25 protein-coding genes and 1 pseudogene are annotated in these 26778 nt (G+C 64.4%); 8 read left to right on the forward strand and 18 right to left on the reverse strand.

Annotated elements, in window-relative coordinates; all coding sequences use genetic code 11:
- A pseudogene (locus CFB17_RS19385) lies at positions 1 to 424 on the forward strand (hypothetical protein); the annotation flags it as partial.
- Between the two features lie 153 nt (positions 425 to 577).
- Here the strand turns inward: CFB17_RS19385 and CFB17_RS17965 are convergent.
- From CFB17_RS17965 to CFB17_RS18035, 15 genes are all read right to left on the reverse strand, one after another.
- The gene (locus CFB17_RS17965) at positions 578 to 1903 is read right to left on the reverse strand and encodes a dicarboxylate/amino acid:cation symporter (RefSeq protein WP_088562964.1); all 1326 of its coding nucleotides are present in this window, start codon (positions 1901 to 1903) and stop codon (positions 578 to 580) included.
- Between the two features lie 141 nt (positions 1904 to 2044).
- Entirely contained in the window at positions 2045 to 3031 is a 987-nt protein-coding gene (denD, locus tag CFB17_RS17970) for a D-erythronate dehydrogenase (RefSeq protein ID WP_088562965.1), read from the reverse strand.
- 98 nt (positions 3032 to 3129) lie between these two features.
- Entirely contained in the window at positions 3130 to 4404 is a 1275-nt protein-coding gene (locus tag CFB17_RS17975) for a polyhydroxyalkanoate depolymerase (protein WP_088562966.1), read from the reverse strand.
- Between the two features lie 554 nt (positions 4405 to 4958).
- Positions 4959 to 6089 carry a molecular chaperone DnaJ gene (gene dnaJ / locus CFB17_RS17980; RefSeq protein WP_088562967.1) on the reverse strand — a complete coding sequence of 377 codons (1131 nt, stop codon included), beginning with the start codon at positions 6087 to 6089 and terminating at the stop codon, positions 4959 to 4961.
- A gap of 140 nt (positions 6090 to 6229) precedes the next feature.
- Positions 6230 to 8149, reverse strand: coding sequence for a molecular chaperone DnaK (gene dnaK / locus CFB17_RS17985; RefSeq protein WP_088562968.1), 1920 nt, complete (start codon positions 8147 to 8149; stop codon positions 6230 to 6232).
- Positions 8150 to 8379: 230 nt separating this feature from the next.
- A complete protein-coding gene (gene fliS, locus CFB17_RS17990) occupies positions 8380 to 8850 on the reverse strand; it encodes a flagellar export chaperone FliS (protein WP_088562969.1) in 471 nt (156 codons plus the stop codon).
- Positions 8847 to 10577, reverse strand: coding sequence for a flagellar filament capping protein FliD (gene fliD / locus CFB17_RS17995; RefSeq protein WP_088562970.1), 1731 nt, complete (start codon positions 10575 to 10577; stop codon positions 8847 to 8849). Before fliD ends, fliS begins: the two co-directional genes overlap by 4 nt.
- Positions 10578 to 10634: 57 nt before the next feature.
- Positions 10635 to 10967 carry a hypothetical protein gene (locus CFB17_RS18000; RefSeq protein ID WP_088562971.1) on the reverse strand — a complete coding sequence of 111 codons (333 nt, stop codon included), beginning with the start codon at positions 10965 to 10967 and terminating at the stop codon, positions 10635 to 10637.
- Positions 10968 to 11116: 149 nt separating this feature from the next.
- Positions 11117 to 11917, reverse strand: coding sequence for a flagellin (locus CFB17_RS18005; protein WP_088562972.1), 801 nt, complete (start codon positions 11915 to 11917; stop codon positions 11117 to 11119).
- 205 nt (positions 11918 to 12122) lie between these two features.
- Positions 12123 to 12461, reverse strand: a complete 339-nt coding sequence (locus tag CFB17_RS18010; RefSeq protein ID WP_088562973.1) for a tRNA-binding protein — start codon at positions 12459 to 12461, stop codon at positions 12123 to 12125.
- Positions 12462 to 12550: 89 nt separating this feature from the next.
- A complete protein-coding gene (locus tag CFB17_RS18015) occupies positions 12551 to 13099 on the reverse strand; it encodes a hypothetical protein (protein ID WP_088562974.1) in 549 nt (182 codons plus the stop codon).
- A gap of 73 nt (positions 13100 to 13172) precedes the next feature.
- Complete coding sequence (locus CFB17_RS18020; protein WP_088562975.1) at positions 13173 to 13847, reverse strand: hypothetical protein; 675 nt, start codon at positions 13845 to 13847, stop codon at positions 13173 to 13175.
- A 49-nt stretch (positions 13848 to 13896) separates the two neighbouring features.
- Positions 13897 to 14745, reverse strand: coding sequence for a pyrroline-5-carboxylate reductase (gene proC, locus CFB17_RS18025; protein ID WP_088562976.1), 849 nt, complete (start codon positions 14743 to 14745; stop codon positions 13897 to 13899).
- A gap of 81 nt (positions 14746 to 14826) precedes the next feature.
- Positions 14827 to 15330: a type III secretion system chaperone family protein gene (locus tag CFB17_RS18030; RefSeq protein ID WP_088562977.1), complete on the reverse strand. Its 504-nt coding sequence runs from the start codon at positions 15328 to 15330 to the stop codon at positions 14827 to 14829.
- A 183-nt stretch (positions 15331 to 15513) separates the two neighbouring features.
- Positions 15514 to 15861, reverse strand: coding sequence for an accessory factor UbiK family protein (locus CFB17_RS18035; RefSeq protein WP_088563010.1), 348 nt, complete (start codon positions 15859 to 15861; stop codon positions 15514 to 15516).
- 217 nt (positions 15862 to 16078) lie between these two features.
- On the opposite strand from CFB17_RS18035, the gene lgt reads away from it, so the two are divergent.
- Genes lgt through CFB17_RS18060 form a run of 5 tightly spaced genes read left to right on the forward strand, consistent with a single transcriptional unit; the run spans position 16079 to position 20531 of the window.
- Positions 16079 to 16888 (forward strand): prolipoprotein diacylglyceryl transferase, encoded by an 810-nt coding sequence (lgt, locus tag CFB17_RS18040; protein WP_088562978.1) that lies wholly within the window; start codon positions 16079 to 16081, stop codon positions 16886 to 16888.
- Positions 16885 to 17991 (forward strand): class I SAM-dependent methyltransferase, encoded by a 1107-nt coding sequence (locus CFB17_RS18045; protein WP_243389943.1) that lies wholly within the window; start codon positions 16885 to 16887, stop codon positions 17989 to 17991. The genes lgt and CFB17_RS18045 overlap by 4 nt, the downstream gene beginning before the upstream one ends.
- Positions 17988 to 18818, forward strand: coding sequence for a polyphenol oxidase family protein (locus tag CFB17_RS18050; protein ID WP_088562980.1), 831 nt, complete (start codon positions 17988 to 17990; stop codon positions 18816 to 18818). The genes CFB17_RS18045 and CFB17_RS18050 overlap by 4 nt, the downstream gene beginning before the upstream one ends.
- 40 nt (positions 18819 to 18858) lie before the next feature.
- Positions 18859 to 19065: a DUF3311 domain-containing protein gene (locus CFB17_RS18055; protein ID WP_088562981.1), complete on the forward strand. Its 207-nt coding sequence runs from the start codon at positions 18859 to 18861 to the stop codon at positions 19063 to 19065.
- Positions 19062 to 20531 carry a sodium:solute symporter family protein gene (locus CFB17_RS18060; protein WP_088562982.1) on the forward strand — a complete coding sequence of 490 codons (1470 nt, stop codon included), beginning with the start codon at positions 19062 to 19064 and terminating at the stop codon, positions 20529 to 20531. Before CFB17_RS18055 ends, CFB17_RS18060 begins: the two co-directional genes overlap by 4 nt.
- Positions 20532 to 20700: 169 nt before the next feature.
- On the opposite strand, the gene CFB17_RS18065 is transcribed toward CFB17_RS18060, so the two are convergent.
- From CFB17_RS18065 to CFB17_RS18075, 3 genes are read right to left on the reverse strand one after another with little or no spacing between them, the layout of a single operon-like run.
- Positions 20701 to 22041 carry a hemolysin family protein gene (locus CFB17_RS18065; RefSeq protein ID WP_088562983.1) on the reverse strand — a complete coding sequence of 447 codons (1341 nt, stop codon included), beginning with the start codon at positions 22039 to 22041 and terminating at the stop codon, positions 20701 to 20703.
- A 49-nt stretch (positions 22042 to 22090) separates the two neighbouring features.
- Positions 22091 to 23200, reverse strand: coding sequence for a 3-dehydroquinate synthase (gene aroB, locus CFB17_RS18070; protein WP_243389944.1), 1110 nt, complete (start codon positions 23198 to 23200; stop codon positions 22091 to 22093).
- Between the two features lie 5 nt (positions 23201 to 23205).
- A complete protein-coding gene (locus CFB17_RS18075; RefSeq protein ID WP_243389945.1) occupies positions 23206 to 23829 on the reverse strand; it encodes a shikimate kinase in 624 nt (207 codons plus the stop codon).
- A gap of 584 nt (positions 23830 to 24413) precedes the next feature.
- Between CFB17_RS18075 and CFB17_RS18080 the strand changes: the two genes are divergently transcribed.
- Together CFB17_RS18080 and CFB17_RS18085 are read left to right on the forward strand one after the other, a co-directional pair.
- The gene (locus CFB17_RS18080; protein WP_133063955.1) at positions 24414 to 25808 is read left to right on the forward strand and encodes a hypothetical protein; all 1395 of its coding nucleotides are present in this window, start codon (positions 24414 to 24416) and stop codon (positions 25806 to 25808) included.
- Entirely contained in the window at positions 25805 to 26761 is a 957-nt protein-coding gene (locus CFB17_RS18085) for a site-specific tyrosine recombinase (RefSeq protein ID WP_088562986.1), read from the forward strand. Before CFB17_RS18080 ends, CFB17_RS18085 begins: the two co-directional genes overlap by 4 nt.
- Positions 26762 to 26778: the final 17 nt, after the last annotated feature.

Raw genomic sequence — 26778 nt, forward strand, 5'->3', positions numbered from 1 at the left:
CCGGAGCATGGCCGAGCGCTTCGTCGCCCGGGCCGAGGCCGCCGCGCGCGAGACGCAGCCCAGGCCCGAGCGTCGCGAGGCCGCACCGCCGGCCGGGCCGCGCCAGCCGCCGGGCGACTGGAGCCATTGCGCGGCGATACCCGAGCGCCAGGAGGAGGCGGAAGCGCTGGCCCTGGCCGATCTGCGCCGGGTGGCGCGGGACAACCGGGCTGAGCTGAACCGGCTGGCGGACAAGCTGGCGTCGGAAGCGGAGCGGATGGGTACGGGCCTTGGGCCCAGCGCGCTGCCCTCGCTTCGCCTGGAGGCGGTGGCGCGTGGTGTGGCGCGGTACTGGCACGAACGGCCGGCCGAGAGCATGCAGGCGGCGATACGCTTGCAGGGTGCGAGGAAGATCGGCCGCTATGGGACCGGCCCGCCCTCGTGATGGTGGCCGGGTAAGACTCGATCCTCACCCGCACCAACAACCCCGCCCCAACCCGGGTCCAGGGGGCGGTGCCCCCTGGCCGCCGGAGGCATCCCTGCTTTCTCGCAGCGAGACGGCGATCATCAGATCGCCGAGGGCCGCCGGAGGCTGCTTTCACACTGCCGCTTCGTTTTCCTGTTCGGGGAGGCGCTGTGCGAGGGCCTGGCTGAGGCGTTCGGTATCGAGTTCGTTTTCCCAGCGGGCGACGACGATGGTGGCGACAGCGTTGCCGACGAAGTTGGTCAGTGAGCGGCATTCCGACATGAAGCGGTCGACACCGAGTATGAGGGCCATACCGGCGACGGGGACGGCGGGGACGACGGAGAGGGTGGCGGCGAGCGTGATGAAGCCGGCGCCGGTGACGCCGGCGGCGCCTTTGGAACTGAGCATGGCGACGAGGAGGAGGAGGATTTGCTGGCCGATGGAGAGATCAATGTTCATTGCCTGGGCGATGAAGAGGGCGGCCAGCGTCATGTAGATATTGGTGCCGTCGAGATTGAAGGAATAGCCGGTTGGCACGACAAGGCCGACGACGGATTTGGAGCAGCCGGCGCGCTCGAGCTTTTCCATGAGCGTCGGGAGGGCGGATTCCGACGAGCTGGTGCCGAGTACGAGGAGGAGTTCCTCCTTGATGAAGCGGATGAGGGCTAAGATCGAGAAGCCATTATAGCGGGCGACGAGGCCAAGGACGACGAGGACGAAGATGAGCGAGGTGGCGTAGAAGGTGAGGACGAGCATGGCGAGATTGACGACCGCGCCGATGCCGTATTTGCCGATGGTGAAGGCCATGGCGCCGAAAGCGCCTATGGGGGCTGCCTTCATGAGGATGTGCACGACCTTAAAGATGGCGGCCATGCTGGCATTGACGAGCTTGAGGACAGGTTCGCCTTTCTCGCCGATCATGCCCAGGGCGATACCAAAGAGGATGGCGAAGAAGAGGACCTGGAGGATATCGCCATTGACCAGGCCGCTGATGGCGGAGGCTGGGATGATGTTCATAAGGAAGCCCGTGAGGGTCTGCTCATGGGCTGCGGCGGCGTAGCTGGCAACGGCTTTGGCATCGATCGAGGCGGGGTCGACGTTGAGGCCGCTGCCTGGCTGAACGACATTGGCGACGACCATGCCGATGATCAGGGCCAGGGTCGAGAAGAAGAGGAAATAGAGCATCGCCTTGCCGGCGACGCGGCCGACCTTCTTAAGGTCGCTCATGGAGGCAATGCCGGCGATGACCGTCAGGAAGATCACGGGAGCGATGACCATCTTGACGAGCTTGATGAACGCGTCGCCCAGAGGTTTCATCGACTCGCCAATGCCGGGATAGAAATGGCCGAGCGCGATGCCGAGGACGATGGCGATCACGACCTGGACATAGAGATGGCCGAGGAGCGATGTTTTGCGGGCCTGCGGTCTAGGGCTCGGTGTCGTGGCGCTCAGGGCCATGAGATCGTTGCTCCCTCGCTGCGGCCGACGCCTCGTTTCCGCGGGGACCGAGGCTCGGACGATTGGGTTTGTGGGCCATCTTGGCGCGGGTGTGCGCCATCAGATGGGCACTAGCCAAGTGCTACCCGAAGCACAAGGATGTTACGGCAGGCTGCCGCCCAGCTCGTCCTCGATATGCACCTTAATGATCTCATCGAAGGAGGAATCGGCTTTGAAGCCCAGGGCCAGAGCGCGTGTGGGGGTAAAATCACGAGCCCAGCCGCCGACCATTTTCTGAATGGCGGGGTCGTGTTCGCGGCGAATTAGGGCCACGGCCTTGTCGCCGGCGATGCGGCGGAGTGCCTCGATCTGCTCGGCGACGGTGGCGGAGAGGCCGGGGAGCGAAAGGTTGCGGCGGCCTTCGAGTCGGCTTGTATCGAGGGTGGCCGCATGGAGGAGGAAGCCGACGCAGGAGCGGGGGCTGGCGTGCCAGTGGCGCATCGAATCGTCGACCGGCAGGACAGCTTCCTGGCCGATGAGCGGCTCGCGCAGGATGTTGGAGAAGAAGCCGGAGGCTGCTTTGTTGGGCTTGCCTGGACGGATGCAGATGGTGGGCAGGCGAATGCCGATGCCGTCCATGAAGCCGCGGCGACTATAATCGTTGAGGAGAAGCTCGCCGATCGCCTTTTGCGTTCCGTAGCAGGTGAGCGGGGCTGAGAGGAACTCGTCGCCGATGGTATCGCCGAACGGAGCGCCGAAGACGGCGATGGAGGAGGTGAAGACGAGGCGGGGGAGGTAGGGCTCGTTCATACCCTCTTGGCGGATGGCCTCGAAGAGGAAGCGGGTGCCATCGAGATTGATGCGATAGCCTTTGTCGAAATCCGCCTCGGCTTCGCCCGAGACGATCGCGGCCAAATGGAAGATGATGTCGGGGCGCGTGGCGACGATGGCGGGTGCGGTGGCGGGATCGGCGAGATCGGCCGCCCGGGCGACGCTCTCGCCCTTGAAGGCCGGGGGTACGCTTGGTTCGATGACGTCGAGGAGGGTTAGCTTGGTGATCGGCTTGGCGCCGACGGCGCCGTCCTTCGCCAGTCGCTCGGTCAGCTTGCGGCCGACCATGCCGGCGGCACCGATAATGAGAACGTGCATGACGCCCCTCCCTTTTTACTTCTGGCCGATCGCTCGCGGCCTATCGGTCGGCTAAAGGGCGAATTGGGCGGCCTGTCAACTGCGAGACTTGGCGGAGGTCAACTGGCGGCACGGAGAAGTTGGCGGGGGTGGGTGCGAAGGCGGAACTGAGTGGTGCGGATCATTTCGCGGATGCGCGGCTGAATCTCGGTGCGCCAGCGCGTACCGTTGAAGACGCCATAATGGCCAACACCCGGCTGGACATAATGATAGCGGAGCTCCGTTGGCAGATTGGTGCAAAGGTCGTGGGCCGCTTCGGTCTGGCCAAGGCCGCAGATGTCGTCGCGCTCGCCCTCGACGGTCATCAAGGTGACGTCATCGATGGCGGTGCAGTCGACTGGCCGGCCCTGATAAGTGAGTCGCCCATCGGCGAGCTGCTGTTCGATGAATACCTTGGCCACCGTCTGGAGGTAGAATTCGGCAGGCAGGTCCATGACCGCCAGGTATTCGGCGTAGAAGCGTCGATGCTGTTGGGTGCTGTCGCAGTCGCCCTTCACGAGGTTCTTGAAGTACTCGTGGTGCGCCGAGATGTGGCGATTGAGGTTCATGCTGACGAAGCCCGAGAGCTGCACGAAGCCCGGATAGACTCGGCGCATCCAGCCGGGATTGGGCCAGGACACGTAGCTGATGACGTTGCGCTCGAACCAGTCGATGCCGTGCGCCTGGGCGAAGCGATTGACCTCGGTAGGATTGCGTCGCGTGTCGATCGGACCGCCCATGAGCGTCAAGGAGGCCGGGCGACAGCGTTCGTTCGCGGCCGCCATGAGGGCGGTGGCCGCCAAGGCCGGGACGGCCGGTTGGCAAACGGCGATCACATGGACGTCATTGCCGAGGAAGCGGATGAACTCGATGACGTGGCTGATGAAGGAGTCGAGGTCGAACGGGCCTTCCCAGGCGGGTACGTCGCGGGCGTCGCGCCAATCGGTGATATAGAGGTTATGTTCGGGCAGCATGGCCTGCACCGTACCGCGCAGCAAGGTGGCGTGATGGCCGGACATTGGTGCCAGGAGCAGCACCTTGGGGTCGTATCGCTTGCCGCAAACCGTTTCGTCACGGTCGAAATGGAGCAGGTCGCAAAAGGGCGTGCGGGTGACGATTTCTTCGTGAATAGGGACGGTCAGGCCGCCGATTCGCGTCTCGCTGATGCCCCAACAGGGCTTCGGATAGCGCTTGGTCACGTCCTCGAAGAGTTCGCAGCCGGCTGCCAGCATTCGAGTGAGGTCGCTGGCGGCGAAAGGGTTGAGCGGCGACTCGGCCATCTGGCGCACGAGACGCGATTGCGCGCGCCAGGGCGCCATCATCGACTGCAAAATCTCATAGGTCTGATAGAGCACGACGCACGCCTTCGGGCAAAAATCCTGCTGCAGCGCAAGCTAATCTAAGCCGAAGCCGGTCGCGGGGCAAAGGCCAATGATCGAACGGGCAATTCCCTCTTACGCTCGAAGCCGGCCGACGACAGCTATTGCCCCGGCGCGGCCCTTCTCCCGTCGTCTGGCCCCGCGCTAGGGCGGCACCGATGCGGGAGACGACTACTGGTCAAACCGAGGGAGGGCAGCCTCTTTGCGCCAAGGACAGCTCTCGAAGTCGCAGCCGCCCATCATCGATCCGGGGTTCCCAGCGGCGGCGATCATGACAGCGGGGCCATAAAGTGCCGCCGATGGGCACCCTTGAGTCTTTTTATGGATATCGCCATGCCGTTCATCGTCGCCACGGGCTCATCAACGTCTCTTGCGCGTGGCCAGTGCCGCGCGACAGCGTGGCGAAAGCGATCACGCTCTATTCACAACGATGCTCAGAAAAGCCCCTTGGCGACAATCTCAATGGGGGCTCCGCGCGTTCGCCTCCGGCCCGGCGCGCATCACGACCGGGCGTCAAGCGGACCCGGATGCTAATCGCGCAACTCGTCCCAGAATTCCTTGACACGTGCGAAGAAACCCTCGGACTCTGGATTCTGTCCCTTGGGCGCTCCGGCTTCCTCTTTCTCGAACTCGCGCAGCAGCTCTTCCTGCCGTTTGGTCAGCTTTTGTGGGGTTTCGACGACGATTTCGACGAAGAGATCGCCGCGCGTCGTGCCCTGGAGTTCGGTCAGCCCATTGCCACGCAGGCGAATCTGCTTGCCGGTCTGGGTGCCTTCCGGCACCGCCATCCTCAGACGCTTGCCGTCGATCGTCGGCACGTCGACCTGGCCTCCCAAGGCCGCCACGGTCATCGGAATGGGTGCCCGGCAGAATAAATGCGTGCCTTCGCGCTTGAACATGCGATGCGGCGCAATGGAGACGAAGATATAGAGATCGCCCGGCTGGCCCCCACGCAGACCGGCCTCCCCTTCGCCGGTCAAACGGATCCGTGTGCCGTCCTCGACGCCCTGCGGCACGGTGACAACCAGCGTCTTTTCCTTGTGCACGCGTCCGGCCCCCTGGCAGGCCCGGCACGGATCGGCGATGACGCGCCCGGCCCCCTGGCAGGCGGCACAGGTGCGCTCAATCATGAAGAAACCCTGCTGGGCACGTACCCGCCCGGTACCCCGGCAGGTAGTGCAGGTCGTCGGATCGGCCCCCTGCGCTGATCCGCTGCCATTGCAGACCTCACAGTGAACCGAGGTCGGCACGCGGATCTGGGCCTTCTTGCCGACAAACGCCTCTTCGAGCGTGATCGTCAGATTGTAGCGGAGATCGGCGCCCCTCGCGCCACCCCCCCGTCGACGGCCACCGCCAACGAAATCGCTGAACAGGTCGTCAAAGACATCGGCAAACGAACCGAAATCGAAGCCGCCCCTTGCACCGGAAGCGCCGCCTTCGAAAGCCTGATGGCCGAACTGGTCATAAGCGGCCCGTTTTTGCGGATCCTTGAGGACTTCGTAGGCCTCGCTGATTTCCTTGAACTTCGTTTCGGCCGTGGCATCGCCGGGATTGCGGTCGGGATGCCATTTCATCGCCAACTGGCGATAGACCTTCTTGAGCTCACCCTCGCCGCATTGCCGCGAGACGCCGAGAACCTCGTAGTAATCAGCCTTCGCCATCTTCCGACATATCCACTCGTGGCAATATCAACTTGCAGCGGACCGGCTTCAGCACATGTCCGGCACAATGCAAGAAGGATCGAATGCCGGGCATTCGATCCTTTGTCTTGCTCCTAGGCCCCCAAGGACCGTCCCAAGGATCAGGCCGAACGACGCTTGTCGTCGTCCACTTCCTCGAAATCGGCATCGACGACACCATCGTCAGCGGCCTTACTCGCGCTTTCCGTCTCATCGCCTCCGGCAGCGCCGCCCTCGGACTGGCTCTTATACATGGCCTCGCCGAGCTTCATGGAGGCCTGCGCCAACACCTCGGTCTTGCTCTTGATCGCCTCAGCATCCTCGCCGTCGATGACCGACTTCAAATCGGCGAGTGCTGCCTCGATCGCAGAACGATCGCCGGCGGCGACCTTGTCGCCATATTCCTTAAGGTTCTTGTCGGTCGAGTAGATCAGGCTGTCCGCATGATTCTTGGCCTCGATGACCTCACGCCGCTTCTTGTCTTCTTCGGCATGCGATTCCGCTTCCTTGACCATCTTCTCAATCTCGGCCTCGCTCAGGCCGCCCGATGCCTGGATGCGGATCTGCTGCTCCTTGCCCGTAGCCTTGTCCTTGGCCGAGACATTGACGATGCCGTTCGCGTCGATATCGAACGTCACCTCGATCTGCGGCATGCCACGCGGTGCGGGCGGGATACCCATCAGATCGAACTGGCCAAGGGGTTTGTTCTGGGCGGCGAGCTCGCGCTCACCCTGGAAGACCCGGATCGTCACCGCGGATTGATTATCCTCAGCCGTCGAGAAGACCTGACTCTTCTTGGTCGGGATGGTCGTATTTCGGTCGATGATACGCGTGAAGACGCCACCCAGCGTCTCGATACCGAGCGAGAGAGGGGTGACGTCCAGGAGCAGCACGTCCTTGACTTCACCCGACAGCACCGCTGCCTGGATCGCCGCACCGATGGCCACGACCTCATCGGGGTTGACACCCTTATGCGGTTCCTTGCCGAAGAAATTCTTCACGGTCTCGACGACCTTGGGCATGCGCGTCATGCCGCCGACCAGCACGACCTCGTTGATGTCGGCCGCTTTCAATCCGGCATCCTGGAGCGCCTTGCGGCATGGCTCAATCGTCCGGGTAACGAGATCGTCGACGAGGCTCTCGAGCTTCGCCCGGCTGATCTTCATCGTGAGATGCTTGGGGCCCGTCGCATCGGCCGTGATGAACGGCAGATTGACCTCGGTCTGCGTTGTGGAGGAGAGCTCTATCTTGGCCTTCTCTGCGGCCTCCTTCAGGCGCTGAAGCGCCAGCCGGTCGCCGCGCAGGTCGATGCCATGCTCTTTCTTGAACTCATCGGCCATGTAGTCGATGATGCGCTTGTCGAAGTCTTCGCCGCCGAGGAACGTGTCGCCATTGGTCGACTTGACCTCGAAAACACCGTCGCCGATCTCGAGGATCGAGACGTCAAACGTGCCGCCGCCCAGGTCATAGACCGCGATCGTCTGGTTGGCACCCTTGTCCATGCCGTAGGCGAGGGCGGCCGCCGTCGGCTCGTTGATGATGCGCAGGACCTCAAGCCCGGCGATCTTGCCGGCATCCTTGGTGGCCTGGCGCTGGCTGTCGTTGAAGTAGGCCGGTACCGTGATGACCGCCTTGTCGACCGGCTGGCCGAGATAGCGCTCGGCCGTCTGCTTCATCTTCTTGAGGACTTCAGCGGAGATCTGCGAAGGCGCCTTCTTCTCGCCCCGGGCCTCGACCCAAACGTCGCCATTGTCGGCGCGCGCGATCTTGTAGGGCACCATGTCGATGTCCTTGCGCACGACCGGATCATCGAACCGGCGGCCGATCAGGCGCTTGACGGCAAAGATCGTGTTCTCCGGATTCGTCACCGCCTGCCGTTTTGCAGGCATGCCGACCAAGATCTCACCATCCTCGGTATAGCCTACCATGGAAGGCGTCGTGCGCACGCCTTCTTCATTCTCGATGACCCGGGCGTTCTTGCCCTCCATCACCGCGACACAACTATTCGTCGTACCGAGATCGATGCCGATGATCTTGCTCATTAATCAACCTCTCGCATTACCCGTTGAACCAAGCACACTTCCGCGCAAGCGAGCCTGGATGCAACAGCAGGCGAACCTCGTCGCGGATCGAATGGGATGCCGGTCTGCATAGCAACCACATCCCGGCGCGAGGCTGATATGGGAAGGGGCCGGGGATCGTGCAACCAGTGCCCCTCGCCTCGTCGACAAGAGAGGCCGTAAAGGCCAAAGCCCGCCCGATCTTGCCTCCTTCAGGCGCTGAGCGAGGTCGGCAGCCTGGCCGGTGTCTGGGCGACCGGCGCCATGGGCGAGCCTGCGACGGCCATGCTGGCGCGGGCAAGCTGTGCCCAGGCCCCCCGAATGTCCGCGAACTTGTCGATCAGCAGGTCGCATATCCCCGGGTCGTTCTTGATGTCGATGCGGGTAATCTGGACGAAGGCGGTGGTATAGAAATTGTGTAGATCCTGCGCCGCCTGGCCGCCTTTGTCGTGATCGAGGCAGTTCTGAAGTCCATCCACGATCGCCGCTGCCTTGGCGACATTGGCATGCCGTTCCTCGATGAGATTCTGGCCCATGGCGGCCTTGGCTTTTCTGAGAAAGCCGATGATCCCGTCATAGAGCATGACCACCTGATAGACGGGCGGCAATGTCGCATGCGCGGCCTTATAGGCCCCGTGCTTTTCAGCGGCGTCGAGGGTCTGGGCGTTCGGAAAGGCGTTCAATTGTCATTCCAAGCACTGGTTTGCGCTTTGATCGAGGAAAGCAAGGTATTGAGCTGCGTCAGCGTCGCTTCCATCGCGGCGTATTTGTTGATCAGGGTCTCCTTATAGGAGGAAGCCCGATCGGTAATGTCAGTGATGCGCTGATTATACTTGAGATTCTGTGAAGCTATGTCGGTGATATTGGTCGCGATCGTGCCGGTGATCGCGTTCAGCACGGGGCTCAGATCGTTGTAGATCTTATCGGCGACACCTTGCGACGCGGTGACCTGCACGGTCGTGGAGCCAGCGCCCAGCCACGCCATCTCCAGCCCTTCGAAGGGCGTTCCCTTAGCGCCGCGTAGATATCCCGAGCTGTCGATGGTGCCGGCATAGGAGGTCCCGGTTGCATCGTCGATGAAGCTCACGGATTGCGCGTTACCGTCGCTCCCCGCCGTGATCTGGACCTTGAAGCTGCTGGACGCCAGCGCGTTGCCGCGGTCGGTCACCGCAAGGTTGGCATCGGAGCTCGTCGAATCGAAGGCAAAGACTTTCTCGACGGCGTCGGGATCGGTCGTAAGCTTTGTCGTCAGCGTCACATCGTCGATCACAAGATGATTGCTGCTGTCGATCGTGATACCGAGAGCGGCTAGAGTCCGGACTTGGTCGCTGCCGAGGCCGCTGGCGCCGGCCGAGGCGTCGCCACTGATTGCGTTGGTAACGGAGCGCAGGGTCGGGTCGGCATGCAGCACAGCTGCGTCGGTATAGGTGCCATCCGAGTTCGTTGCCTGCTGGGTGGAGATGTAGTCCCGCACGGCGTTGTAGGCGTCGACGAAGCTGCTGATCTGCGTCTTGATGTCGGCCAAGGACTGTTCCACCGAGAGCGTGATCGTCTTGCTCGAATCGGCTGCAAAGAGCGAGAAAGTCAGGCCCGAGACCGCGTCGGCGATCGTGTTCGACGAGCGCTCGAATTCGATGCCATCCAGGGAGAACTTTGCGGTCTGGGCCGACTGGATGTCGGTCAGCCCCATCAGTGATGCCACATCGTCGCCGCCAGCATCGCTCGTCGCCACGATCGCCTTGCCGGTCTCGTTCCCGGTCAGGACGAGACGTTGCTCTGTCGACGAGATGGAAATGATCTGGGCAGAGATACCGGTCGTCGAGGACTTGGCGTCGATGGCGGCCTTGAGATCGGCCATCGACATCGTACCATCGACTGTAATGGACGTACTCGTCCCGCCAGCCAACCCGATGTTCAAGGTGCCGCTGAAGGACGAGCCGCCATTCCAGGCGCTCGAGAGGCTCGTGCTGGCGGTGTCCGCAGCTGCGCTCTTTTGCTTGTTCGCCGTTGCGAGTTGCTCGACAACGAGAGCATAGTTGCCGGTCTTGGCGCTGGTCGAGGCATCCACGCTTGCGTAGCTGGTAGGCTCGTTCGTATCGGCGGAAGACAGATAGGTCGCCTTAGTGGCAAACACATTGGTCGAGAGGCCGACGCTGCCCGGCGGGTTGCGGAGTGCGTTCGCCGCAGCCTGCAGTGTCGTCAGATCGGTCTTGAGAGTCTGATAGGCGGTGATCTTGCTCGTGTTGAGCGTGATCTTGTCCTGCAAAAGGGTAGCCGGCGCCATCTTCGCGAGATAGGCAGCATTGACAAGGGCGTCCGTGTCGAGGCCCGAACTCACGTCCGTGAGGCGGGTCGAGCTGCCACTCGTGGCGACCGTTCCCGTGCTTATCGAACTGCTGCTGGTGGCCACGTGTCTCTTCCTTCATCGTGACGTTCGCCTTGTCACGCATCGTGACGTTAGCAATTGTCACGCGGTGGGCTTCTTGCCTTCGATCTCGGCATGGAAGGCGACGTAGAATTTGAGCAGGCTGGCGCTTGGGACCGATTCGACCACGTCGCCCGATTGTCGATCTATCACGCGATAAACAGTATGGTGGGCTGCAGCATCGTAGACCGTCTGCGCACTTCGCGTGTCCGCATCTTGGGTAGCGACCGTCGCCTGATCCTTCGGGTCCGTCGACGACGAGTTGGAGACAATCTGGCCGGCTGTGGGCGGGGCCAGGGCTGCCGGATTGTCCTGGGCGCGAGGCAAAGCTCGAACGACAGGGTCGGCAACCGCCAGAGCGTTGATCGACGTCATTCAGTTTCTCCCCTTTCGCCCAACTCCTCGAACATTCTGCTGGATCGAGCCTAGAGACTGACGATCCGGATCGGCCGCGACCGGAAGATACCGGGATCCGGCGCCCTGGCCCCGCCGACTTTCAGCTAGCAAGGCCAGGGCTATCAGGATCAGCCCAGCAGCTTGAGCAGTTGCTGCGGGACCTGGTTGGCCTGGGCCAGCATCGACGTTGCCGCCTGTGCGAGCACATTCTTGGAGGTGTAGTTCGCCATCTCCGAAGAAACGTCGACGTCCATCAGCGATGAGCGGGCCGATTCGAGGTTTTCAGCCGACACATCGGCCGTCGACTTGGCGAACTCGAGCTGTGACATCTGACCGCCGAGATCGGCTCGGTTCGCGAGGAGCGAGGTCAGCTGCGTGTCGATCGCGCTCGCAGCCGAGGCGGCGAGCGAGGTCGAGGTGACCGAACCCGACACTGACGTAACCGAGCCGATAGCGATCGAGATCGTGTCGCTGGAGCCGGAACTGACCTGGAAGGTCTTTGAGGTGAATGAACCGCCCAGGAGGGCTACGCCGTTGAACTTGGTCTGTGAGGCAATGTTGCCCAACTGCGTGTTAAGCTTCTGGAACTCCTTGTCGAGATAGCCTTGCTCGGTGGTGCTCAGCGAATCATTGTTGGCCTGCGTCGCGATCGCCTTCATCCGGATCAGGATGTCGCTGGCGGTCGCCATGCCGCCGTCGGCCACCTGGAGAAGGCTGGATGCATTGGCGGCGTTGACCGAAGCCTGTTTGAGAGCGCTGACGTCAGCTTTCAGCTTGGAGCCGACGGCGAGCGAGGCGGCGTCGTCGGAAGCCTTGACGATGCGCGAGCCGCTCGAGATCTTGGCCAGCGAATTCGCTGCCTGAGACGAATTGATGTTGAGGTAACGAATTGCCGTATTGGCGGAAGTATTCGTTGTAACCGTAACCATGGAAAATCATCCTTCTACGTGAAGCTTGCCGGGGGGACGACCATCGTCTTCCGGCCGAACGGTCCAACTACGTGTCGAACCTTTGGGATTACGACCCAGAGAAGTCGAAATCGGCTCTTCCCTGGTAACAAGGCCGATAATCGCACCAAATAATGAACGATCCCTTAACGTCGGAATCCGCGACGAAAGAATTTCGCGCCTTTTGCTAGTGCATCCGCTGGCCGTTCGGGACCGGCCGTTCAGGCTGGAGGAGCACGATTTGATCCCTGGCGTCGGAAAAGCCCAGAACCAGGACTTCCGAGCGGGTCGAGGCGATCTGGCGAGGGGGGAAATTGACGACCGCCGCCACCTGCATGCCCACGAGTTGCTCTGGCGAGTAGATATGGGTGATCTGCGCCGAGCTCGTCTTCATGCCGATCGTTGGGCCGAAATCGATCGTCAGACGATAGGCGGGCTTGCGAGCGCCGGGGGTGGGAATGACTGCCTTGATCGTGCCGACCCGGATGTCGACCTTAAGGAAATCCTCGATCTCGATCATGCTCATGCGATTCTCTCTGACCAGCTGCGGACGCCTTTGGATGCGCGTCCCTGGCACGGCGGGTCAAGAGAGGCTCGGGTGCGCTCTGACGGCGATCAGTGCTTGAGTGCGGAGCCAGGACTGAGCCGGTGCGCCGCAAGGTTGCTCACACTCTTCGTCGCCGGTGACGGCGGGGCATTGGCAAGGCAGGCCTGAAGATCGTCGAGGCTTGCAGCACCCTGCGCAAAGCCGCTGCTCAGCAGCATCCTGATAAGTTCCAGCTGCACGCGCGCCGCGTCGAGCGGGTCTTCCGCACGCATGAGGGCCGCTGTCAGGCCCTGCAACTCGCGCAGTTCGTCCCCGCCGCATTCAAAGCGCTGCTCGAGCAGCTTCTGGTTCCGACACAGCAAGGCCAGCTGCAGGTCCCCAAAAGCGATGGCCGCGCCGAAGGCCGCGATCGTGTAGGGTTCGAGGATCGACCACCAGGACGTGCTCAGGCTCTCCTCCGCCGCGCCCATGGCGGGCTCCGGTTCGGCCATCACCGTCGGCGCAACCTTGACGCTCTCGGAGGATCCGGGCGCCCCGGCGGCCGACCGGCTCCGTGCGCCGCCGCGGCGCATCGAAATGACCTTCTGTCCGATCTTCGGGTCTTTCGGAAACGTCATGCTCGTCTCACATCGCCGACTGCCTAAAGGCTCTAGCCATTCTCATGCCGCATCGCACAAAAGGCGCCGGCTGTCAGCCTGGATTTATTTCTTCCTTTCCAGGCATGTGGTGCCCGGCCCAATGCTTCTCGTCGCGCGCGGGCGAGTTGGTCGAGCGACACCTAGGCCGCCAGCGCTGCGCAAATCGGGCAGCCCTGTCCGCCTGCCCGAGCCGGCGATCGAGCTCGGCCAGCGTCCTGGCCTGGTCGTCGCTCTCATCGTCTAACCATACGTTGAGGACGCGCAGATATAGGGCCGCCAACGCATGCGCCGCCAGCCGTGTGCCAGGGCGTCCGAGACCGCTCTCGGCCACGTCCAGCATGAGCCCGGCCGAGCGCCTGATCGTGCTGCCGCTCAGCACGATCAAAGCAGGCTCACGAGCCGCGTCGCGCGCGAGGCGTCGCACGCCAGGCTTGAAGGGAGTCGTCGCATCGAGCCGGCGCATCACGAGCTCAAAGAGCCGGTCGCGTACGCTCAGAGCGGCAAGCTCCTCCACCGTCACCTTGAAGGTTGCTCGATCCAGATGCGCGTTCAGCCGGCGCAACAAGTGCCAGCGCGTCGGGATGACGGCCTGCACGTCGGCCACGCTCCCGCCGGTGCGCCGTGCCACGCCGACGAGCGAGAAACGCCGCCAGCCCGCCTCGGCCAGCTCTGCCATTGCCGCCTGCAGCACATCTTCGCGCCAGGAATGCGATTCATTCTGATCCATGCCTGACGATATAGTGGAGCGCGAGTCAAAGTCATGCCACAGAGGCGTTCTAGCCCATTGCGAGCTCCTGCGAGCGCCGGGCAGCCGCCGCCATCGCCGTCTCGAGCAGATCCAAGACCCCGCCTTTGGCCATCAGTATCTCCAGGGCCGCCTGCGTCGTGCCGTTGGGAGATGTGACGTTTCGTCGCAGTGCGTCGGGCGGGTCATCCCCCCGCCTTGCTAGTTCGCCGGCACCCGCCACCGTCTGCACCGCCAGGGCATCGGCCAGGGTTTCGGGCAGACCAAGTCGACGGCCGGCAGCCGCCATGGCCTCGATCAGGAGAAAGACATAGGCAGGGCCGCTGCCCGAGAGAGCGGTGACGGCATGCATGAGGGTCTCGTCCTCGATCCAATGGCAGGCCGATGATGCGCGCATCAGTGCCGTTGCCAGCCGCCGTGCTGTCGCACCGACGCCCTCTCCAGCGCAGAGTACGGCCGCCCCCTGGCCGATGGCGGCCGGGGTATTGGGCATGACCCTGACGATTGCGGCCTCGGGTCCCAACAACGCCGTGAGTCGGGCGATGCCCGTGCCGGCTGCAACCGAGACGACCAGCGTTCCAGGCGCGAGCAACTGGCGGCATAGGGGCGCGACCTCGGTGATCACCTGCGGTTTGACGGCCAGGACAACGGCATCGATCGCGGTCTTGTCGGCGAGCTCATCGATCGTAGCCAGGATCCGGCCCCGTAGCCCGCCAGTCACCAGGGTTGCCCGTCGTCTGGCATCTGGCTCGATCACGACCAACCGCTCGGAGCCCAGACCGCCGGCCAGCCAGCCCTCCGCCAGAGCGGAGCCCATCTTGCCACCACCCACCAGGACGAGTTTTCCGGGCAGGAGCTTCACTAGATCCTCATTCGCCATGGCTCATCCTCAACATATGAAAACACCCGCCGCGAAAGCGTCGCGGCGGGTGTTTCACAGATCGATCGGCGACGAAAGCGATCAGGCCTCGCCCTCGGTCTCCAGCATCGCGGCGACAATCGCTTCGTGCGGCTCCTTGCCCCCCCAAAAGACAAACTGGAAGGCCGGATAGAAGCGCTCACACTCGGTAACGGCGATGTCGATCAGGTCTTCCATGAGCTCGATCGACGCATTGTTGCCATCCCGAAACAGCAGCGCATGCCTGAAGACCGGCACAGCTTCCTCGCTCCAGATATCGAAATGGCCAACCCAAAGCTTCTCGTTCGCCAGTGCCAGCAGCGTGTAGCTCTTCTCGCGCTTCTTGGCCGGGACCTTGATGTCCAAAGCACAGGAGAGCTGCATCACGCCCAGCTCGGGGTGCCATGAAAACCAGAGCTTGTAGTTACACCACTGGCCCGCGATCTCAGCCGCCAGCTCGTCGTCGCTCTGGCGATGGAACGCCCAGTCGTTGGCAAGCGCCAGTCGCTCGACCGTGTCGAGCGGGTTCGCTCCAGGCTCGGACATTTCAGAGGATAGAGACGTCATGAGCGTACTCTCCGGGCAAGACCGCCTGACCTGAAAATTTGCCAGGCGGCAGGTACGCGGGATTTGGACCCGAGGACACATAGCATGTCATCGAAATCCTTCATTAGCATTAAAGGTGCCAAATTCCCGCGAAAGTGACAAGCGCGGCTTAGGCAGCCCAGCGCTGCCCAAAACCAGCCTCTATCAGACGGCGGCGCCAGCTCCTGAGGGGGGGATGTCGCCTGAGGGCCGTCCCGCCCCAGCACTGGCAAGGACGGCGCTTGACGTCGTGGCCCCGCTCTCGAAAGCCGCAAGCCGCGTCTCAAGTGCTATCACCTTGGCTTCAAGCCGTTCCTGCTCGAGCCGCGCCTGAGCCGCCATGGCCTGTACTGCGTCGAACTCCTCGCGGGTGACGAGATCCATCTCGTTGGCCAGTCGCTCGACCCGCTCCTTGACGCGCGCCTCGATCTCGGCCCTTACGCCGCCCAGCGTGTTGATGGCACCGCTGGCCATCCGGGCCAGATCGTCGAGAAGGCGATTTTCGGTCTGCATCAGCATAACTCCAGGCAGCTCTGGCCAGAGGACGTCGCCCGCGGCCGTTCGCTTCTCATATGCTAAACGAGACGGCGCTGGGCAAGTCCGGCGCGAGGGTCAATCGGCGTTCCCACTGCCGTGCCCCGTTGCGCGCGAGGGCCGCACCTTCTATCAGGCTGCCATCCTCTGCCGCGGGTAGAGCCGCCCGCCGCCGCCCTAGCACCGGAACCAGGCCTTGCTCACCGCCCTTCCGTTCCCGATGATCGATCCGATCGCCGTCCATATCTGGGGCCCGCTGGCACTGCGCTGGTATGCCTTGGCCTATATCGCCGGCCTCGTCCTGGGCTGGCTCTACGTCCGCCAGCTGACCAAGCGGCCCCGATGGCGCCTGCAGCCCGAGGCGATCGACGATCTCCTGTTTTACTGCACGCTGGGTGTCATCCTGGGCGGCCGCATCGGCTACATCCTCTTTTATAATCTCGAGCACTATATTTCCGAGCCGCTGGACATCCTCTTCGTCTGGCATGGCGGCATGTCCTTCCATGGCGGCCTGATCGGCGTCCTCCTGGGGGCCCTGATCTTCGCGCAGCGCCAGAGGCTCTATTTCCTCGAGGTCACCGACGCGCTGGCCGTGGCGACGCCGATCGGGCTTTTCTTCGGTCGCATCGCGAATTTCATCAACGGTGAGTTGTGGGGTCGGCCGGCGGACGTTCCCTGGGCCATGATCTTCCCGACAGGCGGCGACATTCCGCGTCATCCGAGCCAGATCTACGAAGCCCTGCTTGAAGGACTCGTGCTCTTCATCGTCATGATGATCGCTTCCCGCCGGACCTATCTGCTTGAGGAGCGCGGCCGGCTGGGCGGCATTTTCCTGACCGGCTATGGTCTGGCCCGTATCGTCTGCGAGTTCTTCCGTGAGCCCGACGCGCAGCTGGGATTTCTTTGGGGGGGCGCCACCATGGGGCAGCTTCTCTCGATCCCCATGGTCCTGGCTGGCATATGTCTCATCCTCAGGGCGCATCGCCGCCCGCCTCAGCCAGCGTGACTTCTGCGTCGGAGACAAGGCTCCACCAGCGCCTGGCACGGCTGATCGAGGCGCATGGGCCTTTATCCATGGCCCAGTTCATGGCCCTCGTCCTGGGCGAGCCGCGCCAGGGTATCTATGCCAACGCTGCCATCGGCAAGGCCGGCCACTTCACCACTGCTCCCGAGATCAGCCAGATCTTCGGCGAACTCGTCGGTCTCTGTCTTGTCCAGGCGTGGCTGGACCAGGGGCAGCCAGCTCCCTTCGTCCTGGCTGAGGCGGGGCCGGGCAGGGGCACGCTGATGGCTGACCTTCTACGGGCGGCCCGGACTGTCCCTGACTTCCTGGCCGCCGCCGAATTGCATCTGATCGAGACCAGCGCTCCCTTGCGCACGCTACAGGCGGAATGTCTGGCGCGGGTCTCGCCTGGACTCCAGCCGCATTTCCACGCCGGCCTCGACACGCTGCCGGTTGATCGTCCCCTCTTTTTGGTGGCGAACGAATTCCTCGATGCCCTGCCCATCCACCAATTTGTCCGTACGGAGTCGGGCTGGCGTGAACGGGTGGTGGCCCTGGACGAGACCGGCAGCTTCGTCTTCGCGACTGGTCAGGTGGTACCGGCACCGAGCGACGATCCAGAGCTGGACTTCCTCGAAGCCTCGCCCGCGCGCGAGGCCTGGATGCAGGCCCTGGCCGCGCGGCTGGCGAACCGGCCGGGCCTCGGCCTTCTCATCGATTATGGCGATCTGGCGCTCAAGGGCGAAACCTTGCAGGCGCTCCGCCATCACCAACGGGCCCATCCCTTGGATGACCCGGGCTCGGCCGATCTCTCGAGCCATGTGGCCTTCGCTCCCCTCGCCATTGCGGCACGGCGGGCTGGCTGCACCGTCCACGGGCCGGTGACCCAAGCGGCCTTCCTCGCAGCTCTGGGCGGCGCAGCGCGCCTGGCACGGCTGCAGCGGGCCCTGCCTTCGGCCGCAGCGTCGCTCGCGGCCGGCTATGAGCGCTTGACGCATGCCGCAGAGATGGGCGTTCTTTTCAAGGCGATGGCGGTCACCGGCAGGCAGGCCTTGCCGCCGCCGGGCTTTGCATCAAGCGAGCCGCCGGTGGAGAAGGAGGGATGACGATCGCGGGCCCGAAGTATGGTGAAATCGGCAGCGGCGAAGGTGGTGCCGGCGCGACGTGGCTGACGGCGCGAAGCCTCGCCGGTCTCAAGAACATTCGCCACGGCTTCTTCGGCCGTCAGGGCGGGTATAGCCAGGGCGTTTTTGCCGGCCTCAACGTAGGCACCCGCAACGATGACCTGCCGTCGGCGGTGGAAGCCAACCGCGCCCTGGTGGCCGGCCACATGGGCTTTCCGCCCGCCAGCCTCACCACCGCGCGCCAAGTTCACGGCGTTCGTTGCATCCGCGTCGAGACTCCCTGGCCCGCCTCGGCGGCACCGGATGCCGACGCTCTCGTCACCGACCGACCGGGCGTTCTGCTTGGGACTCTCACCGCCGATTGCGCCCCCGTCCTGCTGGTCGATCCGGCGGCTGGCATTGTCGGTGCGGCGCATGCGGGCTGGCGCGGAGCGCTCTCTGGCATCCTTGAGGCGGTCATGCTGGGCATGGTCGAGGCCGGTGCGCTGGCGGCTCGCATCGTGGCGGCCATCGGTCCCTGCGTCGGTCAGGTGAGCTATGAGGTGGCACCCGAGTTCGAGGCCGAGTTCCTGGCGCATGACGGCGCCTCCGCCCGCTTCTTCGCTACGGCGTTTGCGGGGGCTAGGCCGCATTTCGACCTTGCCGGGTACTGCGCCTGGCGCCTGGAGCGGGCCGGTGCCGCCTGGGTCGAGGTGATAGGGCGCGATACCTGTGCTGAGCCCGCGATGTTCTTCAGCCATCGCCGGGCCAGCAAGACCGAGGATCCCAGGCACGGGCTCCAGATCTCGGTGATCGGCCGCCTGGAATGAGGCGGACCCAGATAGCGTCTGTCGTGAGAGGAGAAAATCTTTGCGCAGCATTCATGCCCTGGGCGCCGTGCCCTTCCTCGCCATTCTTGTTGCTCCGGCCTTTTTGAACCGGGTGACACCCTTCGTCTTCGGCGTGCCCTTCCTGCTCGCGTGGCTGATCTTCTGCGTGTTTCTCACCTCCGGGGTCATGGGGCTCGTCTATCTCCTGGACGACACCAATCGTGACGACGCGGGCGGTCGTCCATGAACGCGGCCCTTCCGATCATCGGTGCGGCAGCCCTGGGCGCCCTCATTCTCGGCCTGCGGGCGCGTCGCGGCACGGAAATGACGCTCGAGCAATGGAGCGTGGGTGGCCGGAGCTTTGGCGCTGTTCTCGTCTTCGTCCTGATGGCGGGCGAGATTTACACGACCTTCACCTTCCTGGGCGCCAGCGGCTATGCCTACGGCAAGGGCGCGCCAGCATACTATATTTTCTGCTATGCCACGCTTTCCTTCGTGATCTCTTATTGGCTGCTGCCGCCGATCTGGCGTCATGCCAAGCGCGTGCGTCTCCATTCACAGCCCGAACTTTTCGACGCCCTTTATCAAAGCCGCTCCCTGGGCCTGCTCGTGGCCTGCGTCGGGCTCGTGGCGCTCATTCCCTATCTCGTTCTCCAGTTCAAAGGCCTGGGCATTATCGTCGAGGCAGCATCCTATGGCATCATCAACCCGACGCTGGCGGTTTGGCTCGGGGCGACCCTCCTGACCGCCTATGTCGTGGTTTCCGGCGTGCACGGCTCGGTCTGGACCGCGATCGTCAAGGATACGCTGATCCTGCTCGTGATTGCGTTCATGGGCTTCTACCTGCCCTATCACTATTATGGCGGCGTCGGCGCCATGTTCGCCGCGATCGAGCAGGCAAGGCCGGGATTCCTGGCGTTCCCGGCCACGGGCCAGAGCTTCTTCTGGTTCTCCTCGACCACGCTTCTGACAGCGCTGGGCTTTTACATGTGGCCGCACAGTTTCGCCGCGATCTTTACGGCCGCCGACACCCGGACCTTCCGGCGCAATGCCATCGTCATGCCGCTCTATGCGCTCATCATGCTCTTTGCGATCCTGGTGGGATTGGCCGCCATCTTGCAGGTGCCGGGCCTGAACGGTGGCGAAATCGACCTTGCTCTTCTTCGTCTGTCGCTGGCGACCTTCGATCCCTGGTTCGTCGGCGTCATCGGCGCGGCCGGCGTTCTGACGGCCCTGGTACCGGGCTCGATGATCCTGATCAGCGCCGCCACAGCCTTTGCCAGCAGCATCTACCGGACATTCGACCGGGGAGCGGACGCCAAGCGCGTTTCGCTCGTCGCGAAGAGCGCGGTGCCGGTGGTAGCCCTGATCGGCGTCTATTTCACGCTCCAGGGCGGCGACACGATCGTGGCCTTGCTCTTGATGGGCTATAGTTTCGTCACCCAGCTTTTCCCGTCTCTGGTGGCCGGGCTGTCGGGGCGTCGTCCCCTGACAGCACTGGGCGCCGGCGCCGGCATTCTGGCGGGCGTGGGCGCTGTTGCCTGGACGGTGCTCACGCACCAGACGTTCGCCACCCTGTTCCCCGGCCTGCCGCAATGGGCCAAGGATTTGAATATCGGTATCGTCGCCCTTGGCCTCAATTTCGTCGTGGCGATCGTCGTGACCTTGCTTCAGCGATTGGCCGGGAACTATCGGAGGGTGGTCGCAGGCTAGGGGCTTAGCACACGGCTTGCCTATCTGAGCTCTATTAGCCGGAGCGGCGGCCCGGCCCGGCAACGGTGCGACCGTTGTTTGAGGACAGGCGCGACATGTTGAGCGGCTCTGGGATGACCCGCGCTCGCGGTCATCCCAGAGCGTATCTGCGAGAGCTATAGAACAGCGCTCAGTCCTTAGCCGGGTCGGCCTTGGGTGCGATCCGCAATTGCTTGAGGTGGTGCTTTTCGCGGCGGACGACCTCGATCTCGAAGCGGCCGATCAGCAGCTTCTCGCCCTCCTGCGGGATTCGCCTGGCCTCGTGCATCAAGAGGCCAGCCATCGTGGCGGCGTCCTCCTCGGGCAGGTCCCAGTCGAAGCGCCGGTTGATGTCGCGCACGGCAACCCCGCCATCGACGAGGACGGCACCGTCGCTCAACAGCTCCAGGCCGGGCACCACGACGTCCTTCTCGTCGGCGATGTCGCCCACGATCTCCTCGACGATGTCCTCCAGGGTCACGAGTCCCATCAGCGTACCATACTCGTCGACGACCATGGCCAGATGCGTGCGCCGCTGGCGGAAGGCCAAAAGCTGCTGCTGCAGCGAGGTCGTGTCGGGAATGAACCAGGCCGGATGCAGGAGGCGAGGATCGAGCTTGGTCGGCGGCTGGTCCCAGCCGCTGCCCTCGCCGGAGCGATCCGGCTCGGCCGGCAGATCGGCCGCCATCGAGAGCAGATCCTTGGAATGCAGGATGCCGACGATCTGATCGGGATTATCCCGCCAGACCGGAAAGCGCGTGAAGGGGCTCTCCTTGACGAGCTTGATCATCTCGACCAGTGGCAGGTCGATGTCGATCGTCGTCATGCGGCTGCGATGCGTCATGATCGAGCCCACCTCGACCTCGCGCAATTCGAGCACGCCGCCCAGCATGTCGCGCTCGGACTTCAGCATCGTCCCCGTGCGGCGTGAGAGCTCGATCAGCCCGCGCAATTCGCGCGGGCTGATGCTCTCCTCCTCGTCCATGCTCTTGACGCCGCAGAGCCGGAGGATGCCGGAGGCGGCCTCGTTCAGGAGCCAGGTGAAGGGAAAGCAGAGCAGGTAGAAGCAGCGCAGCGGCCAGGCGACGAAGAAAGCCATCGTTTGGCTCTCGCGGATGGCGAAGGTCTTGGGCACCTGCTCGCCGATCACGATGTGCAGCGAGGAGAAGACGAGGAAACCCACGAAGACGCTGATCGTGTGGATGAGCGTCTCCGAAATATTCGCTCGCTTGAAGACCGGCTCGAGTAGCATGGCGACGAAGGGCTCGCCCACCCAGCCCAGGCCCAGGGAGGCCATGGTGATGCCGAGCTGGCAGGCGGCCAGGTAGGCCTCGATCTTGCGATGGATCTCGAGCATCAGGGCAGCCGTCTGGTGCCCGTTGCGAGCCAGTTCGTCGAGCCGCGAGACCCGTACCTTGACGATGGCGAACTCGGCCGCGACGAAGAACGCGTTGGCCGCCAGCAGGATGATGATCAGGACGCCGCTCAGCATCGCGGGTGTTGACCTGACGTGCAGCTGCGAGTGTGTGGGATCGTCTTGTTCAAGGTTCGCCCAGGATTGCCTGCAGTGCCTCGGCCGGCACGCTGCGATCGACGATCGCCTGCCCGATACCTCTTGAAAGGATGAATGTCAGCCTGTTGCCTTCCGTCTTCTTGTCCCGACCCATGGCCTCCCGCACGGCCTCGGGCGCGAAGGTGAGCCCCAGATCCGCTGCCTGCACGGGCAGGCCGGCCGCGCGCAGATGCGCCACGCACCGGCCGGCATCCTGCCCCCGGCAAAGGCCAAGTCGGACGGAGAGGGCGAAGGCCTTGGCCATGCCCAGCGCCACGGCCTCGCCATGCAAAAGCCGGTCGCCATAGCCGGTCAGGAACTCGTAGGCGTGGGCGAAGGTATGGCCGAAATTGAGGAGAGCCCGCTCGTCGCCCGTCTCCTTCTCGTCGCGGCCGACGATCTCGACCTTGACCTTGACGCTGCGGGCGATCGCCTCCGCGCGCACATCGAGATCGCCCGCCATGAAGTCACCAAGGTGGCTCTCCAGCCAGGCAAAGAGCGCCTCGTCGCGGATGAAGGCGTGCTTGACGAGCTCGGCATAGCCGGCCTTGAGCTCGCGGGGCGGCAGCCCCTCCAGCACTGTGGGATCGACCAGCACGAAGAGCGGCTGGTGGAAGGCGCCGATCAGATTCTTGCCCTGCCGGCTGTTGATGCCTGTCTTGCCACCTGCGCCGCTATCGACTTGGGCCAGGAGGCTGGTCGGCACCTGGAAGAAGTCGAGACCGCGCAACAAGATGGCGGCGGCAAAGCCCGCAAGGTCGCCCACGACCCCACCGCCGAATGCCAGAATCGCGGTCTTGCGGTCGATGCCGCCTGAAAGAATTTCCTCGAGCAGACCCTCGAGAACGCCCATGGCCTTGCTGGCCTCGCCCGCCGGCACCACGACCGGGCGGGCATCGATCCCCGCTGCTTGCAGGGAGGCCAGCAGCCTTGCCATATGCGGCGTCACCTCGACGTGGCTGTCGGTGACGACGACCAGGCGACGCGAACGCATCAAGGGCAGGATCAAGGCTCCCGCCTCGTCGAGCCCGTAGGGCTGGATCAGGAGATCATAGCTTCGCTGGCCCAGAGGCACGCGAAGTCGTCGTTGCGCCGTCATCTCGTTCATTCCCCGCTGCCCGCCGCAGCCGCGGCCGCATCACTGGCGCCGGCCAGGACGCCCTTTTCCCGCAGCAAGGCAACGATCTCGGTCGCCATCGCATCCGCCGATTGGTTGCCGCTCTCGACCACGTGGTCTGCCAGGGCATAGACCGGATGGCGCTCCTCGATCAACGCGGCCAGTGTCTTTGCGGGATCACCCTTGGCCAGGAGCGGGCGCGTCTGGCGCTTGCGCAGGACGCGCGAGAGCAGGATGTCCAGCTCGGCCTTCAACCAGACCGAGTCGGCTTGACTGAGCACGAGCGTCCGCGTGGTGTCGTCCATGAAGGCGCCCCCGCCCAGCGACAGCACGATGGGCGGTCCTTCAAGGAGCCGGGCGACCACCCGGCGCTCCAAGTCACGAAATTTCTCCTCGCCGAAGCTCTCGAAGATCTCGGGGATCGAGCAGCCGGCCGCAGCGACGATCTCGTCGTCGGCGTCAACGAAATCGGCGTTGGCGAGGCGCGCGACCCGCCGCCCGACGGACGTCTTGCCGGCTCCCATGAGGCCGACAAAGACGAGTGTCCGGGCCAGGGGCGGTGGCGGTTGGACCGTTCCCTCCATCGCCTCTTTCTGCATCGCCTGCGACATCAACCTATGCGTTCCCGTTGCCGATGGCGGCCTCCGCCCTCGCGTTTACCATATCCAAGACTGAGCAAAGATTGAACGCCATCCAGGCAACCGATATAGAACCGGTCGTGGAGGCCCGATTCAACCGCCTTCGCCAAAGGGAGTGGTCCGGTCATTCGCGGCATTCTTCTCATCATCCTGGCGCTGCTGGTTGTGGCCAGCCTCGCTGTCCTGACGATGGTCGACCTGCCAGCGCCTACGCGGCAGGTCGAGGTTCCTATCCCGAGCGAGCACTTCGCCAAGTGAGTGCCGGGCGGGCTGCCGGTCGTCGTCTCGGTCACCTCGCCATCGCCCTGGCCGCCGCCGGCTTCTGGGCAAGCTCGCTCGGCGCGCAGCCCCAGCCCCTCTTTCCCGCTCGGCCGTCGACAATGCAAGCGCCGCCCGCCCCGAGGTCGGCGCCGTTGCCGCCAGCAAGCCCTGCTCGGCCGCCGCCGAGCAGGATCGCGGCCAAGCCCCTGGCTCCCCTTGGACAAGGCCGGGTCGATGCGCTCGACCGGAGTGATCCACTGGCAACCGACCCTTGGGCAGGCGTCGCGCCAACTGAGGTGAACAGGCTTCTCAAGGCACTGCCGGAGCCGAACGGCTTCACTGCCGCGACCCGATTGCAGCGCCGCCTTCTCCTGGCCACGGCCCCTGTCGGCGAGGACGGCGACGACGCGTTGCGTCTGCGGATCGCGCGACTGCTGGCAATCGGCGATGTCGAGGCCGCGCGGCTCCTGATCATGCTGGCCACAGCCTTGCCGGCCGACGATCCGTTGCGGCAGGATGTGGCCCTGGCATCGGGCGATGGTCGTGCCAGTTGTGATGGCGTCAACGCAATGCGCTACCGGCCGCCCACCAATGCGCCCCTTACGTTGGAACCGCCGGCCGAGCGAGCGTTGCGTTTGAACAGCCGCCTGGTCTGCATCTGGTTGGCCGATGGCGGCGAGCACGCCGCCATCACGGCCAAGATCGCCATGGAGCGGCAAGATCCCAACGCCGCTGGCTATCGTCAGGTCCTCAGTCTGCTGCAGAACGGCGACGTCGCCGGGATGCTGCGGCTGGATCCGCCGCTGCGCGATCTGGCCCTGCTATCGCTCAGCGGTAACAAAGCCAGGCTCGCCAAAGGTGCCGTTCCGGCATTGCCGCATCTCTTGCAGGCGCGCCTGGCCGACAATGACGGGCTCTCGCCCGACGCGCGGCTGGCCGCTGCATTGGCGGCGGCATCGGTCGGCGCCCTGCCGCCCGCGACCTTGCGAACGACGCTTGCGGCCGACCCCGGGCTCGGGCCGAAGCTGGCGGCGATCGACGATGCCAAGCTCGCCACGGTCAAGGCGGAACGGCTGCGCGATGCCTGGAAGACCGGCCCCGGAGGCCCGGCCCAGCTCATCTGGGCGCAGGCGCTTAGCCTTGACGTGCAGACGACCGATCCGTCGCTCGAGACCGTGGCCGCAGCTGAGGCGGCCGTGCCGATCTCGGTTTTGGCGGGCGACCAGGGCCGGCTCACGGCCTGGCGCGCGCTTTTGGCCTTTCTCAGCCGCGATCGCGCCGATGTCAGGGCGGCTGCCACAGCACTCGACCCCTATCTCCGGCTTGCCGATGCAGGCCAGGCGGAGGGCGCCGACGCGGCCGATCTTTCGCCGGCCGCCGAGGCCTATCTGGCGGCGCTGGGCAGGGCCACCGCGTCGGCTGGCTGGCTCAGCGCTCCGTTCGATCAGAGCGAGGGATTGACCCCGGCTCAGGCCGCGGCACGTGCAGCGCTGGACCAGGCCGTGCTCGCGGGCGGCAAGGCCAGCGTCGCGGCGACGGCGCTGGCGCTGCTGGGCGACAGGCCGGAGAGCCTGCCTCTTGCGACCCGCGTCGATGTCCTCTCGGCGCTCAGGCACGCGGGCTTTGCCGCCGATGCCGTCCAACTGGCGGCAGCCTTTCTGATCGCCGAACCGGCGGACCTGTCCCCATGATCGCGACGTTTCTTGAAATGCTGGTCGTCGAGCGTGGCGCCTCGCGCCATACGCTGGACGCCTATCGCCGCGATCTCCTGTTCTTCGAGGCTTATCTGAAAGGTCAGGGTCGGACCCTTGCAACGGCTGACGAGGCGGACGTACGCGGCTTCCTCCATCACCTCTCGGCCCAGGGCTTCACGGCGTCCACCCAGGCGCGGCGTCTTGCGGCCGTTCGCCATTATTATCGTTTCCTCTTCCTGGACGGCACCCGGGCCGATGATCCGACTACCCGCATCGAGACGCCCAAGCGCAGCCGTCCTTTGCCCCGCACGGTAAGCGAGGCCGAGGTCATGCGGCTGCTCGAGGCCGTCGAAAAGCGCCCTAAGGCCGATCGGCTGCGGCTGATGACGCTCATGGAGCTGCTTTATGGCACGGGCTTGCGGGTCTCGGAGCTGGCGGGCCTGCCGCTATCGGCCATAGCCCCCGACCGCCGGAGCCTGACGGTCAGGGGCAAGGGCGATAAGGAGCGGGTCATCCCCTTGGGCAGCCACGCCCGCGCCTGTCTCGAGGCCTGGCTGGCGCTGCGCAAGGAAGGCAAGGCCAAGGCCGCGGATCGCGTGTTCGCCGCCTCTCGCTTCGTCTTTCCCTCACGCGGCAAGAGCGGCCATCTCACGCGCCAGCGCATTCTCCAGCTGGTCAAGGAAGTCGGCCTCGAGGCCGATATCGATCCCGCCCGCCTCTCGCCGCATGTGCTCCGCCATGCCTTTGCGACGCATCTCCTGGCGCATGGAGCCGATCTGCGCAGCCTGCAGGCGATGCTGGGCCATAGCGACATCGCGACCACCCAGATCTATACGCACGTGCAGACCGAGCATTTGGCGGCGGTCGTCGCCGCCCATCATCCGCTGGCGGCCAAGTCGCCCTTGGAGGGCGAGGAGGTGGCCCCCACCGGGGGCGATCCGGTCGCCTGAGGCCGTATTCGACCCCC

The organism is Arboricoccus pini, from assembly GCF_900187945.1.
Classification (GTDB): Bacteria; Pseudomonadota; Alphaproteobacteria; order Geminicoccales; family Geminicoccaceae; genus Arboricoccus; species Arboricoccus pini.